The organism is Corallococcus exercitus, assembly GCF_003611585.1.
In the GTDB taxonomy this organism is placed as follows: Bacteria; Myxococcota; Myxococcia; order Myxococcales; family Myxococcaceae; genus Corallococcus; species Corallococcus exercitus.
Genome location: NZ_RAVW01000196.1, coordinates 1 through 17,352, shown reverse-complemented (window position 1 = coordinate 17,352; position 17,352 = coordinate 1). Strand labels below are relative to the sequence as shown.

The following is a 17,352-nucleotide window of genomic DNA, read 5'->3' as shown; positions in this document are numbered from 1 at the left end:
CCCCGGCCCCCGCGCCCGCCACTCCTTCCTCAACGCCCTGAGCCAACGCCCTGAGCCATCCGGCCGCGTCAGGATGGCCAGGGTGCGAAACGCCTCCCCGGTAAAGACAGACCCCATGTTTCACGCGGCAAGACACCGTGTGAGCCCATAGCTCTTCACAGCCATTCCAAGACTGTCTGTGTATTGACTTGGATGGGTTTGAAGGCGTATTCCCCGCTCCCCCTGCTTTTCAAGGAGTTGGGAACAATGCTTCGTTTCGTCGCGCAGCGCAGTGGCCGTGTCGCGGTGGTCCTTGGCACCCTGATGTCCCTGGCGGGTTGCAGCAGCAGCGCCCCGGCTTCCGAGGAGCAGGCTCCCCAGACTCCGGCGGAGGAGACCGCCACCCAGCAGGCCATCCCGCACCGCGGCTGCGCCACCATCGAGCCGTCCGCCGATGAGAAGCTGGAGATTGAGGCCGCGATCGCGGGCCGCGTGTCGGCCAAGCGCGCGGTGGGCTCCGTGAACGTGCCCGTGTACTTCCACGTCATCCGCCAGGGCACGGGCATCTCCAACGGCGACATCCCGGACTCGCAGATCACCAGCCAGATGAACGTGCTGAACGCGGCGTACGCGAACACGCCGTTCCGCTTCACGCTGGCCGGCACGGACCGCACCACGAACAGCACCTGGTTCAACCTGGCCCAGGGCAGCAGCGCCGAGCGCTCCATGAAGACCACCCTGCGCAAGGGCGGCAAGGAGTCGCTGAACCTCTACACGGCGAACCTGTCCGGCGGTCTGCTCGGCTGGGCGACCTTCCCCTCCAGCTACGCCAGCAGCCCGTCCATGGACGGCGTGGTCATGCTCTTCAGCAGCGTCCCCGGCGGCACGGCGTCCCCGTACAACCTGGGCGACACGGCGACGCACGAGGTCGGTCACTGGGTGGGCCTGTACCACACGTTCCAGGGCGGCTGCGCCAGCCCGGGTGACTCCGTCAGCGACACGCCCCCGGAGGCCTCGCCCGCGTACGGCTGCCCCGCCGGCCGTGACACCTGCTCCGGTGGCGGCGCGGACCCCATCTACAACTTCATGGACTACACCGACGACAGCTGCATGAACACGTTCACCGCCGGCCAGAGCGCCCGCGCGGACAGCCTGACCGCGACGTACCGCTAGAAAAAGCGACAGCGGCCGTGGCCGATGTGACGACGCCGGGGTCCCCGATCAGGGGGCTCCGGCGTTTTCCATTTCCGGGCTGAAACACGGACAGGCCGTATCCCGGCCTGTGACGCTTGGTTTGTCTTCAACGGGTTTTACCAATAATTCAATTTTACCGCGCTCGTTGACTAGAACCGTTTCATACGTGTATTGGTGTCTCCCCTACTTTTCGAGGAGTTGGGAAACAATGCTTCGTTTCGTCGCGCAGCGCAGTGGCCGTGTCGCGGTGGTCCTTGGCACCCTGATGTCCCTGGCGGGTTGCAGCAGCAGCGCCCCGGCTCCCCAGGAGCAGGCTCCGGCGGAGGAGACCGCCACCCAGCAGGCCACGCCGCACCGTGGCTGTGCGACCATCGAGCCGTCCGCCGATGAGAAGCTGGAGATCGAGGCGGCGCTGGCGGCCCGCGGCGTGTCGGCCAAGCGCGCGGTGGGCTCCGTGAACGTGCCCGTGTACTTCCACGTCATCAACCAGGGCACGGGCATCGCCAACGGCGACATCCCGGACTCGCAGATCACCGCGCAGATGAACGTGCTGAACGCGGCGTACTCCAACACCCCGTTCAAGTTCACGCTGGCGGGCACGGACCGCACGACGAACAGCACCTGGTTCAACCTGCGCAGCGGCTCCGCGGCGGAGAAGAAGATGAAGGCCGCGCTGCGCAAGGGCACCGCCGCCGCGCTGAACCTCTACACGGCGAACCTGTCCGGCGGCCTGCTCGGCTGGGCGACGTTCCCCTCCAGCTACGCCAGCCAGCCCTCCATGGACGGCGTGGTCATCCTCTTCAGCAGCGTCCCCGGCGGCACGGCGTCCCCGTACAACCTGGGTGACACGGCGACCCACGAGGTCGGTCACTGGGTGGGCCTGTACCACACGTTCCAGGGCGGTTGTAACAACCCGGGCGACTCCGTCAGCGACACGCCTCCGGAGGCCTCGGCCGCGTTTGGCTGCCCCACCGGCCGCGACACCTGCGCGGGCGACGGCGCGGACCCCATCCTGAACTTCATGGACTACACCGACGACAGCTGCATGAACTCGTTCACCGCCGGCCAGGTGGCCCGCGCGGACAGCCTGACCGCGACCTACCGCTAGTCAGCGCCTGATTTCCTGAAGTGCCTGACGCCGGAGTCCCTACTGCACGGGGGCTCCGGCGTCTTCCTTTTCCAGCGTGGACAAGCCGGGCCCGCGCTGGCCACAGTGGGGGACCGCCCTCCGTTCTCCGGAGGGGGCCTTCAGGAGGAGTGGCGCCGTGCGAGACCTGTTGATGATTCCCGGGCCGGTGGACGTGGACGCGGAGGTGTTGCAGGCGATGTCGGCGCCGGTGCCCGGGCACCTGGACGCGGGCTTCATCGCCACCTTCGGCCGGGCCCTGAAGCGCCTGCGCGAGGTGTCGCTCGCTCCCGGCGCGCAGCCCTTCGTCGTCTCCGGCAGCGGCACGCTGGCCATGGAGCTCGCCGTGGCCAACCTCATCGAGCCCGGCGACCGCGCGCTGGTGGTGAACACCGGCTACTTCAGCGACCGCATGGCCCACATCCTGGAGCGCCACGGCGCGAAGGTGACGCACGTGCGCGCGGCCAGCGTGGGCAGCGCCCCGGAGGTGGCCCAGGTGGAGGCGGAGCTCCAGCGGGGCGGCTTCAAGCTGATGACCGTCACCCACGTGGACACCTCCACCGCGGTGCTCGCGCCCGTGGAGCCGCTGGTGAAGGCCGCGCGGAAGCAGGGCGTCCTGGCCGTGGTGGACGGCGTGTGCGCCACCGCCGGGGAGGCCTTCCACCAGGACGCGTGGGGCGCGGACGTGTACCTCACCGCCAGCCAGAAGGCGGTGGGCGTACCCCCGGGCCTGGCGCTCCTCACGGTGAGCCCCCGCGCGCTGGCCGCGTGGAAGGCGCGCAAGTCCCCCGTCGCCAGCGTCTACTCGGACTGGGCGGAGTGGCTGCCGGTGATGGAGGCCTACGAGTCCGGCAAGCCCGCCTACTTCGCCACCCCGCCCACGTCCCTGGTGTGCGCGCTGGACGTGAGCCTGGGCCAGATTCTCGCGGAGGGCATGGAGGCCCGCTTCGAGCGCCACCGCCGGATGGCCCGCGCCTTCCGCGCCGCCTGGAGCGCGCTGGGGCTCAAGCTGGTGCCCACCTCCGAAGCCGTGGCCGCCAACACCCTGAGCGCCGTCTACTACCCGGAAGGCGTGGACCCCTCCTTCGTGGGCCGCGTGAAGGCGCAGGGGGTGGCCATCGCCGGCGGCCTCCACCCGGAAATCAAGACGCGCTACTTCCGCGTGGGCCACATGAACCGCGTCAGCGCCGGGGACGTGCTCGTCACCGTGGGCGCCATCGAGCGGGCCCTCCATGCCTCCGGCCACCGCGCCGCCGCCGCGGGGACGGGCATCGCCGCCGCCCAGGCCTCGCTCTCGGATTGAGGCTCCGGGTGAGGGGCCTGACCCCCATTTCCTTCTCAGGCCACAAGAAAAGTCGTCCGCGCACCCATTAGATTTGTGTAAGCTCCTGGATAATGTCAGGTACTTCCGGTCTTGCACGGATTCCTTGGCGATTTGGTGTAAAAGTGCGATTGGGCTGCACGGTGTGAGCGGGGCGTGGGCCCCGGCACCTGTGAGGGGGAAGGGCTGCGCTGGCGGACGGGACCCGGGGGAAACGGGGGGGCCGATGCCAGCGCCTGAGATGTGGAGGTCGGTATGGATCGCGGACCGGTGGAAGGTTCGTCGAGGGTGGCGGGCAGGGCGGATGACAGCGCGGCGTGGCACCTGACGGAGCGGTGCCTGGCCGCGACCCCGGAAGACGGGGCGCGAGGGATGTTCTTCCAGGGCGTGATAGGGGTGGTGGGCTTCCTGCAGGGCGAGGCGGCCGCGAAGAAGTGCCTGGCGGCGTCCGGGCTGAAGGAGCTGAACGCCGCGGAGCTGTACCCGGTGACGCGCTTCCTGGCGATGTCCGCCGAGGCGACCCGGCTGCTCAAGCCCCAGCTGGGGGACTGGGCCCAGTCGCTGCGCTACATCGGGACGCAGGCCACGGTGGACTTCCTGGCCTCCATGTTCGGCCGGGACCTGATGCAGGCGGCCGGCCGCAGCCCCCGGAAGATGCTCCACCACATGATCGAGAACTACCGCGTCGCGGTGAGCTACGGCGAGCGGAGCGTGCTCTGGACCGGGGACCACAGCGCCCGCTTCGTGATGCGCCGGGACTTCATGCCCGCGCCGTACCACGAGGGGGTGCTCCAGGCCGCCCTGGAGGCCGTGGGGGCCCAGGACATCCAGGTGCACGGGCGTCAGCTGTCCCTGCTGGACACCGAATACGACGTCTCCTGGTAGTCCGGGCGCACCCCACCCGCTGCGTGGGGCCTCTTCACGGGACGTTCACCAGCCACCGCTCGGTGCTGAACGTCCCCCATTTCTCCCGCTGGCGTGACAGGGAGGGCCACTAGCATGTGGTGAGAGAGGCCCACACCCCATGGGAGGCGTCACGCGAATGGAGACAGGCGGGGCCCGGGCATGACGCCCTTCCGGCTGTTGCTGGTGGAGGACAGCGTCAACGACGCGGCGTTGGTGACGGCGGAGCTGGAGCAGGCGGGCTACCTGCCCACGACCCGGCGCGTGGACTCGCTCGACGCGCTGCGCGACGCGCTGGTCGCCGAGCCGTGGGACCTGGTGCTCTGCGACTACCGGCTGCCGCGCTTCACCGCGCTGGACGTGCTGGCGCTCCTGCACGCGCAGGGCAAGGACGTGCCGCTCATCGTCCTGTCCAGCCAGCTGAGTGAGGAGCAGGCCGTCACGCTGATGAAGGCGGGCGCGCGCGACTGCTTCTCCAAGGACCGGATGGCCCGGCTGGGCCCGGCGGTGGCGCGCGAGCTGGAGGAGACGCGCGTGCGGCGCGAGCGCGCTCGGGCGGAGGTGGACCGCGACATCCTGGCCAAGGCCAGCGAGCTGCTCACTGCGTCCCTGGAGCAGGCCGCGCGGTTGGACCAGCTGGTGCAGCTGATGGTGCCCCGGGTGGCGGACTGGTGCGCCTTCTTCCTCCAGGACCCGGACCAGGGCGGCCTGCGGCTGGTGGCGCTGGCGCACCCGGACGCGGAGCGGCGCGCCCATGCGTGGAAGCTGGACCAGCGCTTCCCGCTGGACCCCCAGGCCGCCGCGGGCCCCGCGCACGTGCTGCGCACCGGCCAGCCGGAGTTCATGCCGGACGTGCGCAAGCGCCCGGAGCCCATCACGAAGGACGCCGCGCACCAGCGCGCCATCCTGGGGCTGGGGCTGCGCTCGGTGGTGAACGTGCCCCTGCCCGGCAACGAGGGCCGGCTGGGCGTGCTGTCCATGGGCACGCTGGGCGAGCGCATGCTGTCGCCGGTGGACCTGGCGCTGGCGCAGGAGCTGGCGCGCCGCACGGGGCTGGTGCTGGAGAACGCCCGCCTCTTCCAGGAGGCGCGCGAGGCGGTGCGCCTGCGTGACGAGTTCCTCACCGTGGCCGCGCACGAACTGCGCACGCCCCTCACCACGCTGCGGCTGCAGCTGGGCACGCTCCTGCAGCGCTCGGAGGTCCACCACCTGGAGCCGGATGTCGTCACGCGCCTGGAGCGCAGCGTGCGCCAGGTGCGCCGGCTGGGCACGCTGGTGGAGGGGCTGCTGGACGTGTCCCAGCTGTCGAGCGGCGAGCTGTCGCTGATGCCCGAGCGCTTCGACCTGGAGGAGCTGGTCGCGGAGGTGCTGGAGCGCTACCAGGCGGAGGCCCGCGCGGCGGGGTGCGAGCTGCGCCAGTCGCCACGCCAGGGACTCTGGGGGACGTGGGATCGGCTTCGGGTGGACCAGGCGGTGGCGGCGTTGATATCCAACGCGCTCAAGTTCGGTCCGGGACGGCCGGTGGAGGTGGACGTGGGGCGGGAAGGGGGCTTCGCGCGCATCCAGGTGCGCGACCGGGGCATCGGCGTGCCCGTGGACCAGGTGGAGCGCATCTTCGAGCGCTTCGGCCGCGCGGTGAGCTCGCATTCGTATGGAGGCCTGGGCCTGGGGCTGTACCTGGCCCGCCGCGCGGCGGAAGCGCACGGCGGACGGGCCTGGGCGGAGCCGGCGGCGGAAGAGGGCGCGCGCTTCACGTTGGAGCTGCCGCTGGAGAAGGAGACGCGCGAGTGAGCCGGCCGTTGTTGGTGGTGGATGACGACACGGACCTGCGGGAGGCGCTGGAGGAGGTCCTGCGCGACGCGGGCTACACCGTGCTGGGGGCGGGCAACGGCCTGCAGGCGCTGGAGGTGCTCCGCCGGGAAGCGGTGCCGCCTTCCCTGGTGCTGCTGGACATGATGATGCCGGTGATGGACGGCGCGACGTTCGGCCGCCAGATGCGCCAGGTGGACGCGTGGCGCGACATCCCCGTGCTCGTCTTCTCCGCCTCCGCCAACGCCCGCCAGGTCGCCGAGGAGATGGGCGCCTGCAGCTACCTGCGCAAGCCGGTGGACGTGGAGACGCTGCTCAAGGCCGTGGCGGCCCACAAGGCGCCGGAACCCGCCTGAGCCTGCCCGGCCCCCTGCCCACACGTGCGTTGACGCTGCGCGCGAGCCCCTGGTAAGTGCGTCCTTAACACTTTTCCAGCGAGGCCTGTCAGATGAACCCCCACATGCTCGCCCAGCTCCTGGTCCAGCTCATCGTCATCATCGCGGTGTCGCGGTTGATTGGCCGCGGCGCACGCTGGCTGGGGCAGCCCCTGGTCATCGCGGAGGTGGTGGCGGGCATCGCGCTGGGCCCGTCGCTCCTGGGCTGGCTGGCGCCGGGCGCGATGCACTGGCTGTTCCCGCCGGAGTCCATGCCGTTCCTGAAGATGCTGGCCGAGGTCGGCCTGGTGCTCTTCATGTTCCTGATTGGCCTGGAGCTGGACCCGAAGCTGCTGAAGGGGCGGGGGCACGCGTCGGTGGCCATCAGCCACTCCAGCATCATCGTCCCGTTCGCCCTGGGCGCGGTGGCGGGCGCGCTGTGGCTGTACAAGTCGCTGTCCAGCCCGGACGTGCCGTTCTCCTCGTTCGTGCTGTTCATGGGCGTGTCCATGAGCATCACGGCCTTCCCGGTGCTGGCGCGCATCCTCACCGAGCGCGGGCTCATGCAGTCGAAGCTGGGCGCCATCGCCATCGCGTGCGCGGCGGTGGACGACGTGACGGCGTGGTGCATCCTGGCGTTCGTGGTGTCGCTGGTGCGCGCGTCGGACCTGGCGCACGCGGGGCTCACCACGCTGTTCGCGCTGCTCTACATCGGCTTCATGCTGCTGCTGGTGAAGCCGTTCCTCGCCCGGCTGGGCGCGCGCGTGGCCAACCGCGAGGGGCTCACCCAGAACGTGGTGGCCATCACGATGGTGCTGCTGCTCGCGTCCGCGTGGACCACCGAGTACATCGGCATCCACTCGCTCTTCGGCGCCTTCATGTTCGGCGCGGTGATTCCCAAGGAGGGCGGGCTGGCGGCGGCGCTGGCGGAGAAGCTGGAGGACGTGGCCGTCGTGCTGCTGCTGCCCGTGTTCTTCGCCTTCAGCGGCCTGCGCACGCAGGTGGGCCTGCTGGACACCCCGGAGGCGTGGCTCACGTGCGGCGTCATCATCGTCCTTGCGTGCCTGGGCAAGTTCGGCGGCAGCGCGGTGGCCGCGCGCCTCACGGGCCTGCGGTGGCGGGAGGCGGGCGCCATCGGCGTCCTGATGAACACGCGCGGCCTGATGGAGCTCATCGTGCTCAACCTGGGCCTGGACCTGGGCGTCATCTCGCCCACGCTCTTCACGATGATGGTCATCATGGCGCTGGTCACGACCTTCATGACCACGCCGCTCCTGCGCGTGCTGTATTCGCCGGAGGAGCTGGCGCGTGAACAGCTGGCGCGGACGCCGGAAGGGCCTCCGCCCCCGTCCGCGTACACGGTGCTCCTGTGCGTGTCGCACGGGCAGGCCGGCCCGGGCATGGCGGTGCTGTCGCGCGCGCTGGCGGGCGAGCGCAACGAGGCGAACCTCTACGCCCTGCACCTCCTGTCCCCGGACCGGGCGCTCAAGGCCCGCGCGGACGAGGCGCTGGACCCCTCGGCCGCGTCCGGTGGCGCGCTGACGCCCCTGGTGGGGCGGGCGGAGAAGCTGGGGCTGTCGGTGCGCACGCTGTCGTTCGTGTCGTCGGAGCCCGCGCGGGACATCTGCCGCACGGCGCAGGCGAAGCGCGCGGACCTGGTGCTGCTGGGCTGGCACAAGCCGCTGTTCAGCCAGACGGTGCTGGGCGGCACGGTGCATGAAGTCATGCAGGAGGCCGGCGGCACGGTGGCGGTGCTGGTGGACCGGGGCCTCACGCAGGTGCGCCGGGTGCTGGTGCCCTTCGTGGGCAGCCGGCATGACCGGGCGGCGCTGGGGCTGGCGCGGCGGCTGGTGAAGCAGGCCGGCGCGGAGGTGACGGTGCTGCACGTGACGTCGCCGGAAGGCGCGGGCGCGGGCCGGGCGCAGGTGGAGGAGCTGTTCCCCGCGGAGGAGGGCGCCGCCGTGAAGCTCAAGGTGGTGCGCCACATGTCGCCGGAAGAGGCCGCACTGGAAGAAGCGAAGGCGGGTTACGACCTCGTGGTGGTGGGCCTGGGGGCCGAGTGGGGCCTGGAAGACCGGTTGTTCGGCGTGCAGCGCGAGCGCATCGTGCGCGACGCGCCCGCCTCGCTGCTGCTCGTGCGTCACCCGGAGGGGGCGACGGTGCTGGCCCAGACGCCGGAGCAGGCCCGGACGCAGGGCGCGTCCTCGGAGACCACGCAGCCCGCCGGCGCCCGGAGCTGAGCGCCATGCACCTGGGAGCGACCCTGAGGCTGTTGCGCGTCGACGCGGGCCTGTCCCTGCGGGACCTGGCGCGGCGCATCGGCGTGTCCAGCGCGTACCTGAGCCGCGTGGAGAACGGTGTGGACGCGCCGCCCACGCAGGAGCGGTTGACGGCCATCGCCCGGGAGCTGGACGTGCCCCCGGGGCTGCTCATGGACGTGGCCAACCGGGTGAGCCCGTACGTGGCGGGCTACCTGGAGGACGTGCCCGCCGCGGGGACGCTGATGCTGGACATCGCGCGGCGCAAGCTCAACGGCTCGCAGCTGGCGCGCGTGCGGGCCTTCCTGGACGCGGAGTTCCCCCTGCGCGAGGTGCGCGGCGACGAACCCGTGCCGCCGCTGGCGCCGCTCCTGAGCGCGGAGCGGGTGGTGGTGCAGCTGTCCTGCGGGGACTACGAGGACGCGCTGGACGTGGCGGCCGGGCGGCTGGCGGCGGCGCTGCCCGGGATGGACGCGGCGGTGCTGGCGCAGGGGCTGCGCCAGCGCGAGGGCGAGACCCCGTCCCAGGTGGGCAACGGCGTCGCGGTGCCGCACGCGTTCGTGGCCGGCGCGGCCCCGGTGGCGGCGCTGGTGACGCTGGCCCGGCCCCTGAAGGTCGACGCGCCGGACGGCCAGCCCCTGCGGCTGGTGGTGGCGCTGGTGGACGGCCACGTGGGCCGCGCGCGGCTGATGCGGCTGGCGCACGTGGCGAGGCTCGCGGGGCGCGGGCTGGCGGACCGGCTCCAGGGCGCCGAGGAGCCCCAGCGGGTGCTGGAGACGCTGGAGGAGCTGGAAGCGCTGCGCTAGCGCGGCTGCGGCGGCACCCAGTGCTCCCACGGGCCGATGTCGCGGAAGCCCAGGTGCCGGTACACGCGCAGGCCCGCCGGGGTGGACTGGAGCACCACCCCGGTGCACCCGCGCTGGCGCGCCCCGGAGATGAGCCCTCGCATCACCGCCGACGCGAGCCCCAGCCCCCGGGCCTCCGGGCGGGTGGCCACCAGGTACACGCCCGCGGTGTCCGCCGCGTCCACCGCCAGCCCGCAGGACAGGGCCCTGCCGTGCTCGCGCGCCACCACCGTGTGCACCGGCACGGGGAGCGGCGGCCGCCGCCAGACGGAGAGCAGGTCCCGCCACTCCGGGCCGTAGGTCTGGATGTTGATCTCCACCAGGTCGCCCATGTCCTCCACGGTCTCCACCGGCACCCCGGGCGCCGCGTCCGGCAGCTCGTGCAGCCAGGCCCCCATGGCCACGACGGTGAAGTCCGGCCGGTAGCCGCCCGCGCCCAGCACCCGCGTCGCGTCCCGCTGCCCCGGTGTCAGGGTGACGCGCCAGCGCGAGAGCCCCAGCCCCCGGTAGAAGTCCGTGATGGCCGGCAGCGCGGCGGCCAGCGCGTCCACGTCCGTGAAGAGGACCTGCTGGAAGTGCGAGTCCTGGTGCGACGGCAGGGCGAACGCATCCACGCCGGGGAGCTGGAGGTGGCGCAGCGAGCCGCGTTCGGACTGGAGGCGTTTGAAGGCGATGAGGGTGGTGTGAAGTCGAGAAGTGAGTTCGGCATCCGTCATGCGGGCCGGCAGCCTATGCGCGGGGACGACGGCCAAAGAACAGCCCCGGAGGAAAGGACGCGCGCACGGTGCGCCAGGGGGTTAGGTTTCCATCCCTTCCGCCCCCGCCTTCCAAGCCATGACCCCGCGCTTCTTCTCGTTCGATCCGCGTCCCACCCGAATCGCCCTCATCCTGGGCGCGTGCCTCCTGGCGGTCCTCACCGCCTGGGCCCTGGCGGACTACCGGAGCGGCGGGGGGCTGGTCGCCATGGCGCGGGCCGGCATCAGCGCGGGCCTGATGCTGACCTTCCTCGTCTCCGTCCACCGCCTGCGCCCCCGCTCCCAGTGGGGCATCACCCTGGATTCCGCGGGCGTGCGGGTGGCCCGGCCCTTCAGCGGCCAGCCGCTCGAATTGCACTGGGGCCAGATTGATTCCGTGCGCCGGGTCGGCAGGAAGGGGAGCGTGCTCGGGCTCTTTCTCAAGGAAGAGGGAAGGGTGCTCGTCACCCGACATCTTTTCGCCCGCAAGGCTGTTTATGAAGAGTTGATCGCGGCGCTGGAGGACCGCCTCCCGCCTTCGCGTTTCGACGCCTGATTCATGAATCTTTCCGCAGCCTTGCGCGGGCTCCCGAACCTTGTCCGGGATGCCCGGTGGTGGTAGGCACAGCAGGCACAGCCCTGTCGCAACGGCAGCCTTTCCCAAGGACACGCTTCACATGGAAAAGACCCCCGCTACCGGCGCCGCGCTGGCCGCGCCGCCCGCCGAGTATGGGACGGACAGCATCACCAAGCTCGAAGGGCTGGAGGCCGTCCGCAAGCGCCCTGGCATGTACATCGGCGACACGATGACCTACGGGCTCCACAAGCTCGTGTACGAGGTCGTCGACAACTCGGTGGACGAGGCCCTCGCGGGCCACTGCACGGACATCGAGGTCATCATCCACGTGGACGGCTCGCTCAGCGTCCAGGACAACGGCCGCGGCATCCCCGTGGGCCCGCACCCCGACCCCAAGTTCAAGGGCAAGGACACGCTGGAGGTCGTGCTCACGGAGTTGCACGCCGGCAGCAAGTTCGGCAACGGCGCGTACAAGGTGTCCGGCGGCCTGCACGGCGTGGGCGTCACCTGCGTGAACTTCCTGTCGGAGTGGTTCAAGGTCCGCGTCCAGCGCGCTGGCAAGGTCTACGAACAGTCCTACGCGCGCGGCGTGTCCAGCGGTTCGCCCCAGGAAGTGGGCACCACGGACAAGGTCGGCACGATGATCCACTTCAAGCCGGACTCGCAGGTCATGGAGACGGTGGACTTCAACTTCGAGACGCTCAGCCAGCGCCTGCGCGAGCTGGCGTTCCTCAACGCGGGCCTGCACATCACCATCCGCGACGAGCGCACCCAGAAGGAGCACGACTTCAAGTTCGACGGCGGCATCTCCTCCTTCGTGGAGTACCTCAACAAGGCGAAGGAGGCGCTGCACGACAAGCCCGTCTACATCAAGTCGGAGCGTGAGGGCGTGTCGCTGGAAATCGCCATGCAGTGGAACGATGGCTACGACGAGCGCATCTTCACCTTCGCCAACAACATCAACACCCACGAGGGTGGCAGCCACCTGTCCGGCTTCAAGGCCGCGCTCACGCGCACGCTCAACAGCTACGCGGAGAAGGGCAGCCTCTGGAAGGACCTGAAGGAGACGCCCACGGGTGAAGACGCGCGTGAAGGCCTCTCCGCGGTCATCTCCGTGAAGCTCTCCAACCCCCAGTTCGAGGGCCAGACGAAGACGAAGCTGGGCAACAGCGAGGTGAAGGGCCTGGTCGAGCAGATGGTGAATGATCAGCTCGCCTCCTTCCTGGAGGAGAACCCGCCGCTCGCGAAGAAGGTCGTGGCGAAGATTGGCGACGCGTGCCGCGCGCGCCTCGCCGCGCGCAAGGCCCGTGAGACGGTGCGCCGCAAGGGCGTGCTGGACGGCGGCGGCCTGCCCGGCAAGCTCGCGGACTGCCAGAGCCGCGACCCGCACGAGAGCGAGCTGTACATCGTGGAGGGTGACTCCGCAGGTGGCTCCGCGAAGCAGGGCCGGGACCGGCGCAACCAGGCCATCCTCCCCCTGCGCGGCAAGATCCTGAACGTGGAGAAGGCGCGCTTCGAGAAGATGCTGACCAGCGCCGAAATCGTCACGCTCATCACCGCGCTGGGCACGGGCATCGGGGCGGAGGACTACGACCCGGAGAAGGCGCGCTACCACCGCATCATCCTGATGACGGACGCGGACGTGGACGGCAGCCACATCCGCACGCTGCTGCTCACGTTCTTCTACCGGCAGATGCGCGAGCTCATCGACCGGGGCTACGTCTACATCGCGCAGCCGCCGCTCTACAAAGTCACGCGCAACAAGAAGGACAGCTACGTCAAGGACGAGCGCGCGCTCAACGAGTACCTGCTGCGCATCGCCGCGGAGCACTGCCGGGTGAAGACGCCCGCCGGTGAGCTGGGCGGCGCGGACTTCAAGGCGCTGCTGGAGAAGGTCATCACCTACGAGGAGCGGCTGGAGAAGCAGGCCAAGCGCCGCGACGCGCGCATCGTGGACGCGCTGGTGCAGGCGACGAACCTGCGCGCGGACCTGCTCGCGGACGAGGCCGCGGTGGAGGCGGAGCTCGCCACCATGCGCGACTACTGCCAGCGGCGCATGCCGGAGGTGATGGGCCGGCTGTCCACGCGGCTGGAGCAGGACACGGAGCACGCGTCCAAGAAGCTGGTGGTGTCCACGGACGTGAACGGCTCCATGCGCGAGTCCGTGTTCGACCACGCCTACCTGTCCTCGCCGGAGTACCTGGAGCTCGTCGCCCTGCGCGAGGTGTTCCACTCGCTGGGCAAGGCGCCCTACCGCGTCCAGGTGGACGCGGGCGAGGTCACGGCGTTCTCCGTGCAGGAGGTGCTGGCCGCGGTCCGCAAGGACGCGCAGAAGGGCCTGGGCCTGCAGCGCTACAAGGGTCTGGGTGAGATGAACCCGGAGCAGCTCTGGGAGACCACCATGAACCCCACCACGCGCACGCTGCTCCAGGTGCGGGTGGAGGACGCGGTGGAGAGCGACGACATCTTCTCGCTGCTGATGGGCGAGGCGGTGGAGCCCCGCCGCGAGTTCATCGAGCGCAACGCGCTGGACGTGCAGAACCTGGACATCTGAGGTCCACCGCACTTCCTGCCTGAAGTCTCACGCCGGGCCCCGGGTACAAAGACCCGTGGGCCCGGTGCCGTTTCTCGGCTCCGCGCCCACGCGCCCTTCCCATCCTTTTCGAGCCGGGCCGCGGATGCAGCACGGCGGCCCCCGTGAGCCCTTACGGAAGGAACCTGGCAACCAGTGACCAGCGCGAGGACGTCCCCGCGCGCATGTTGAGGATGGCGGTGATGCCGATGACGCCCGCCATGGCGGCGATGTTCGCGATGCCGCCCGCGTCCAGCGCCCGCATCGTCTTCGCGGCCTTCTCCGGCGTGCCCGCGGTGGGCGTCAGGCCCGTCTCCGAGGGGACGGCGCCTTCAGGGGCCTGCTTCGCGAGGTAGGCCCCGCCGAAGATGTTGGCCGCGCCCAGCGCCACGGTGGCGCCCAGCAGCACGTCCTTCGCGATGACCAGCCCGCGCGTGGTGCGGTCAATCTCCCGGCCCGTCAGCCGCGAGCGGCCCACCAGCCAGGTGATGGCCGCCAGGCCCACCGACGCCGCGTTGACGATGTTGAAGCCGTTCCACGCGGCGTTCACCACCTGACCGCGCTCCGCCTTGGAACCAATCACCTTCACCGCGGGGTTGAGGGCCACCTTGCCGAAGAGCGAACCGCCGAAGCCGGCGGCGAGCCCCAGGTTGTGCAGCACCAGGCCGGTGGAGGACAGGACAGGCATCATGAACGGACTCCATTGGAGAAGAAGTGGATGTCCGTCAGGGTAGGCACTGGCGCCGATCGCGGGAGCAGCGCGTCGGGGTGAGGGCGATGTTGGATTCGACGCCCGCCTTCGGGGCGTCCTCCCAGGCGGGAGCCCGGCTGCCCGGCTGCTACCGCTCGGAGCTCTTGGCCCCGCGCAGCGCTTCCGCGCGCTCCTTGCGGGACATGTTCGTCACGTCGACGATGTCGAAGTCGAGCGCGCCCTGGTTGTCCCCCAGCTGGAGGTCGGGGAAGACGCAGCGCAGGTCCTGCACGCCGGACACCTGGTAGCGCTTGCCCGTCTCGAAGAGGCGGTGCGAGCTGCGCACGGACTCCGCCTTGGGGCCCTTCTCCACGCACAGCACCGTGTGCACGCGGCCCTGGGCGCCGGAGCGCACCTCCGCGAAGTCGTCGCGCACGGTGAAGGCGTAGGTGGACTTGGGGTTGAGCCCCTTCAGCAGCATCTGGTGCAGGGGCTTCACCTGCAGGGCGTTCTTGTCGGCCTCGAACAGCACCGAGCGGGGCGGGATGTACGCGGACTGCCGCAGGTGCACGCGCACGGAGCCGCGGTTGTCCTCCGGGCCGGTGTCGTCCAGGGCGAAGAAGTGGAGCTTCTTCGCGCCCTTGATGGTGCGCGGCGCGGTGCTGACGAAGCCCACGGCGTTGTCCGCCGGCAGGTCGCCCTCCGCGTAGTAGACGAGCGTGCCGGACGCGGTGCCGTCGCCTTCCGACAGCGCGGCGCTGCCCTCGGTCCACACGGAGTACGCGGCCCCGGGCGACACGTCGATGGTGGCCGTCGGGTACTCCGGCAGGGGCAGCGCGTTGTACATGGGGCGCAGCACCAGCAGGCGCGTGGGGTATTCCACGTGCCGCATGTCGCGGTCGGGGAGCTCCGCTTCGGCCATGGCCCCCGCGTCGGTGGAGGCCATGCCTCCGTCGGTCTCCGTCGCGGTGCCCCCGTCCTCGCCGGGCACACCCACGGCGGCGGCGACAGCGGCGGTGCCCGCGTCCGGGGATTCGGCGGTGCTCGCGTCGAGCGTGGCGGAGGTGGGGATCTCCGACACCATCTGGGTGGTGCCGGGCGCCACCTCCAGCTCCGCCTTGAGGTGGACCTCCGGCTGGTTGGGGGTGAAGCGCCGGGTCCAGGCGCGGTAGCCCGGCCGGGTGACGACGATGGTGTGGGGCGTCCGTTGATCCGCGCCGATGATGCGGCTGGGCGTGTTCCCCACCGGGCGGCCATTGACGACGACGGAGGCGCCTTCCGGCTGGGAGGTGATCCACAGGACGACGGGCGCGTCCGAACCCTCGCCCTCTTCCGCCGGGGACAGGAAGTGGATCAGCAGGCCGATGACGACCAGCACGGCGGTGACGCCGAACGCGACCATGCTCAGCAGGCGCACCTGCTTCGCGCGCTTGACCTCGCGCTCGGCGGCCTCGGCGGCCAGCTTGTCGCGCGCGTCGTCCGCGGTGGTGCGGGCCCGGGGGGCCTGCTGCTCCTCGGGCTCCGGCGCCTCGGGCGCGATGGCCGTCTCCACCGGCGTGTCACGCGGCGCGGCCAGGGTGGGCAGCGCCCGGGGTACCGCCGTGGGCTCGATGCCGCCGTCGGTGTCCGGCTCGGGCGGAAGCTCGGGCGGCAGGGGACGGCGGCCGGTGCCGGTGTTCTCGCGGGTGCCGCCCGGCGTCACGCGGCGCGCGCCGGTGGTGCTCTTGCGCACGGCGGTGGCCTGGGTGGCCGAGCGGCGTGGGGCGCTGCCATCCGTCGCGGGGCGCAGGCCGGACGCGCTGCTGGGGGAGCGCACGCCGGGGCTGGAGGGCCGCGCCACGCCCGGGCTGGACGGGCGGGCCACGCCGGAGCTGCCCGGGTTGCCCGGGTTGGACGACCGGCCGTTGCTGGAGGGCAGCCGCGCGCGGCCCTGCGAGGGCTCCGACCCCGGCGACTGCCACGCGGCCAGCTGCTCCTTGAAGCCGGGCGGCAGCTCCACCTTGCGTCCCTCGGCGGCCAGCTCCTCCGCGAAGAGGTACGTCATGAGCTGGCTCAGCATCGTGGGCGTGAAGCGCGGCGTGTCCCGGTAGAGCAGCTCCACCGCGGACTCGCTCAGGTCCTTCGCCGTCTGGAAGCGCGCCTCGCGGTCCACCGCCATCGCGTGCGCGACGATGGTCTCCAGGTCCTCGCCGATGGTCGGGTTGATGGCGGACGGGGGCAGGCAGTCGCCGGTGATGATGCGCGGCAGCACGGTGACGAACTCGCCCTCGAAGGGGCGCCGGCCGCAGAGCATCTCGTAGAGGACGATGCCCGCCGCGTACACGTCCGTGCGCGCGTCCAGGTCCTGCCTGCCTTGCGCCTGCTCCGGGGAGAAGTACGGGTACTTGCCCTTGAGCGTGCCCGGCGACGTCTTGGCCTCCACCGCGCTCGTCGCCTTGGCGATGCCGAAGTCGATGACCTTGACCTCGCCCTCGTAGGAGATGAGGACGTTGTCCGGGGACACGTCGCGGTGGACCAGGCCCAGCATCTGGCCGTCCTCGCCCACGTGGCGGTGCGCGTAGTCCAGGCCCTCGCACAGCTTGCTGGCGATGTGCAGCGCCAGGGGCTGCGGCATGAAGCCGATGCCCGCGCGCGACGCCCGGCGCAGCACCTTCGACAGGGGCTGGCCGTGCACCAGCTCCATGGCGATGAAGTACTGCCCGTCCACCTCACCGAAGTCGAAGACCTGCGCGATGTTCCCGTGCGTCAGGCCCGCCACGAGGCGCGCCTCGCTGATGAACATCTCCACGAAGTCGTGGTCGTCCACGAAGTGCGGGAGGATCTGCTTGATGACGCAGGGCTTGGTGACGCCCATCGCGCCCGTCATGCGCGCGCGGTAGGTGACCGCCATGCCTCCCGCGGCAAGCTTGGAGACCAGGACGTACTTGCCGAATTGCTGGGGACTGGGTTCCTGGCTCTTATACACATCT

13 protein-coding genes are annotated in these 17,352 nt (G+C 70.9%); 10 read left to right on the top strand and 3 right to left on the bottom strand.

All coding sequences use genetic code 11. The features are described from left to right. Positions 1-246: 246 nt before the first annotated feature. The 8 genes from D7W79_RS23245 to D7W79_RS23210 all read left to right on the top strand — a co-directional run bounded on the left by D7W79_RS23245 (position 247) and on the right by D7W79_RS23210 (position 9,770). Entirely contained in the window at positions 247-1,152 is a 906-nt protein-coding gene (locus tag D7W79_RS23245) for a zinc metalloprotease (RefSeq protein WP_120527583.1), read from the top strand. 229 nt (positions 1,153-1,381) lie between these two features. After that, positions 1,382-2,281, top strand: coding sequence for a zinc metalloprotease (locus D7W79_RS23240; RefSeq protein ID WP_120527582.1), 900 nt, complete (start codon positions 1,382-1,384; stop codon positions 2,279-2,281). Positions 2,282-2,438: 157 nt separating this feature from the next. Beyond that, the gene (locus tag D7W79_RS23235) at positions 2,439-3,602 is read left to right on the top strand and encodes a pyridoxal-phosphate-dependent aminotransferase family protein (protein WP_120527581.1); all 1,164 of its coding nucleotides are present in this window, start codon (positions 2,439-2,441) and stop codon (positions 3,600-3,602) included. 273 nt (positions 3,603-3,875) lie between these two features. Beyond that, complete coding sequence (locus D7W79_RS23230) at positions 3,876-4,505, top strand: DUF2378 family protein (RefSeq protein WP_120527580.1); 630 nt, start codon at positions 3,876-3,878, stop codon at positions 4,503-4,505. A 180-nt stretch (positions 4,506-4,685) separates the two neighbouring features. Next, positions 4,686-6,314, top strand: a complete 1,629-nt coding sequence (locus tag D7W79_RS23225; RefSeq protein WP_120527579.1) for a sensor histidine kinase — start codon at positions 4,686-4,688, stop codon at positions 6,312-6,314. Next, a complete protein-coding gene (locus D7W79_RS23220) occupies positions 6,311-6,688 on the top strand; it encodes a response regulator (RefSeq protein ID WP_120527578.1) in 378 nt (125 codons plus the stop codon). The genes D7W79_RS23225 and D7W79_RS23220 overlap by 4 nt, the downstream gene beginning before the upstream one ends. A 92-nt stretch (positions 6,689-6,780) precedes the next feature. After that, positions 6,781-8,946 carry a cation:proton antiporter domain-containing protein gene (locus tag D7W79_RS23215; protein ID WP_120527577.1) on the top strand — a complete coding sequence of 722 codons (2,166 nt, stop codon included), beginning with the start codon at positions 6,781-6,783 and terminating at the stop codon, positions 8,944-8,946. Positions 8,947-8,951: 5 nt separating this feature from the next. After that, the gene (locus tag D7W79_RS23210; protein WP_120527576.1) at positions 8,952-9,770 is read left to right on the top strand and encodes a helix-turn-helix domain-containing protein; all 819 of its coding nucleotides are present in this window, start codon (positions 8,952-8,954) and stop codon (positions 9,768-9,770) included. Here the strand turns inward: D7W79_RS23210 and D7W79_RS23205 are convergent. Further along, a complete protein-coding gene (locus D7W79_RS23205; RefSeq protein ID WP_120527575.1) occupies positions 9,767-10,525 on the bottom strand; it encodes a GNAT family N-acetyltransferase in 759 nt (252 codons plus the stop codon). The genes D7W79_RS23210 and D7W79_RS23205 overlap by 4 nt on opposite strands. 118 nt (positions 10,526-10,643) lie before the next feature. On the opposite strand from D7W79_RS23205, the gene D7W79_RS23200 reads away from it, so the two are divergent. Then, on the top strand, positions 10,644-11,099 hold the full coding sequence (locus tag D7W79_RS23200; protein ID WP_120527574.1) for a hypothetical protein: 456 nt from the start codon (positions 10,644-10,646) through the stop codon (positions 11,097-11,099). Between the two features lie 121 nt (positions 11,100-11,220). After that, on the top strand, positions 11,221-13,674 hold the full coding sequence (gyrB, locus tag D7W79_RS23195; RefSeq protein WP_120527573.1) for a DNA topoisomerase (ATP-hydrolyzing) subunit B: 2,454 nt from the start codon (positions 11,221-11,223) through the stop codon (positions 13,672-13,674). A gap of 151 nt (positions 13,675-13,825) precedes the next feature. Here the strand turns inward: gyrB and D7W79_RS23190 are convergent, their stop codons facing one another. Further along, positions 13,826-14,383: a hypothetical protein gene (locus D7W79_RS23190; RefSeq protein ID WP_120527572.1), complete on the bottom strand. Its 558-nt coding sequence runs from the start codon at positions 14,381-14,383 to the stop codon at positions 13,826-13,828. Between the two features lie 148 nt (positions 14,384-14,531). Next, a partial coding sequence (locus tag D7W79_RS23185) for a protein kinase domain-containing protein (RefSeq protein ID WP_439099223.1) occupies positions 14,532-17,352 on the bottom strand: 2,821 nt, incomplete at its 5' end.

Excerpts from the sequence above, each read along its gene's own strand:
- D7W79_RS23200 (WP_120527574.1), top strand. The coding sequence starts at position 10,644 with ATGACCCCGCGCTTCTTCTCGTTCGATCCGCGTCCCACCCGAATCGCC.
- D7W79_RS23245 (WP_120527583.1), top strand. The coding sequence starts at position 247 with ATGCTTCGTTTCGTCGCGCAGCGCAGTGGCCGTGTCGCGGTGGTCCTT.
- gyrB (WP_120527573.1), top strand. The coding sequence starts at position 11,221 with ATGGAAAAGACCCCCGCTACCGGCGCCGCGCTGGCCGCGCCGCCCGCC.
- D7W79_RS23205 (WP_120527575.1), bottom strand. The coding sequence starts at position 10,525 with ATGACGGATGCCGAACTCACTTCTCGACTTCACACCACCCTCATCGCC.
- D7W79_RS23190 (WP_120527572.1), bottom strand. The coding sequence starts at position 14,383 with ATGATGCCTGTCCTGTCCTCCACCGGCCTGGTGCTGCACAACCTGGGG.
- D7W79_RS23215 (WP_120527577.1), top strand. The coding sequence starts at position 6,781 with ATGAACCCCCACATGCTCGCCCAGCTCCTGGTCCAGCTCATCGTCATC.
- D7W79_RS23230 (WP_120527580.1), top strand. The coding sequence starts at position 3,876 with ATGGATCGCGGACCGGTGGAAGGTTCGTCGAGGGTGGCGGGCAGGGCG.
- D7W79_RS23225 (WP_120527579.1), top strand. The coding sequence starts at position 4,686 with ATGACGCCCTTCCGGCTGTTGCTGGTGGAGGACAGCGTCAACGACGCG.
- D7W79_RS23210 (WP_120527576.1), top strand. The coding sequence starts at position 8,952 with ATGCACCTGGGAGCGACCCTGAGGCTGTTGCGCGTCGACGCGGGCCTG.
- D7W79_RS23240 (WP_120527582.1), top strand. The coding sequence starts at position 1,382 with ATGCTTCGTTTCGTCGCGCAGCGCAGTGGCCGTGTCGCGGTGGTCCTT.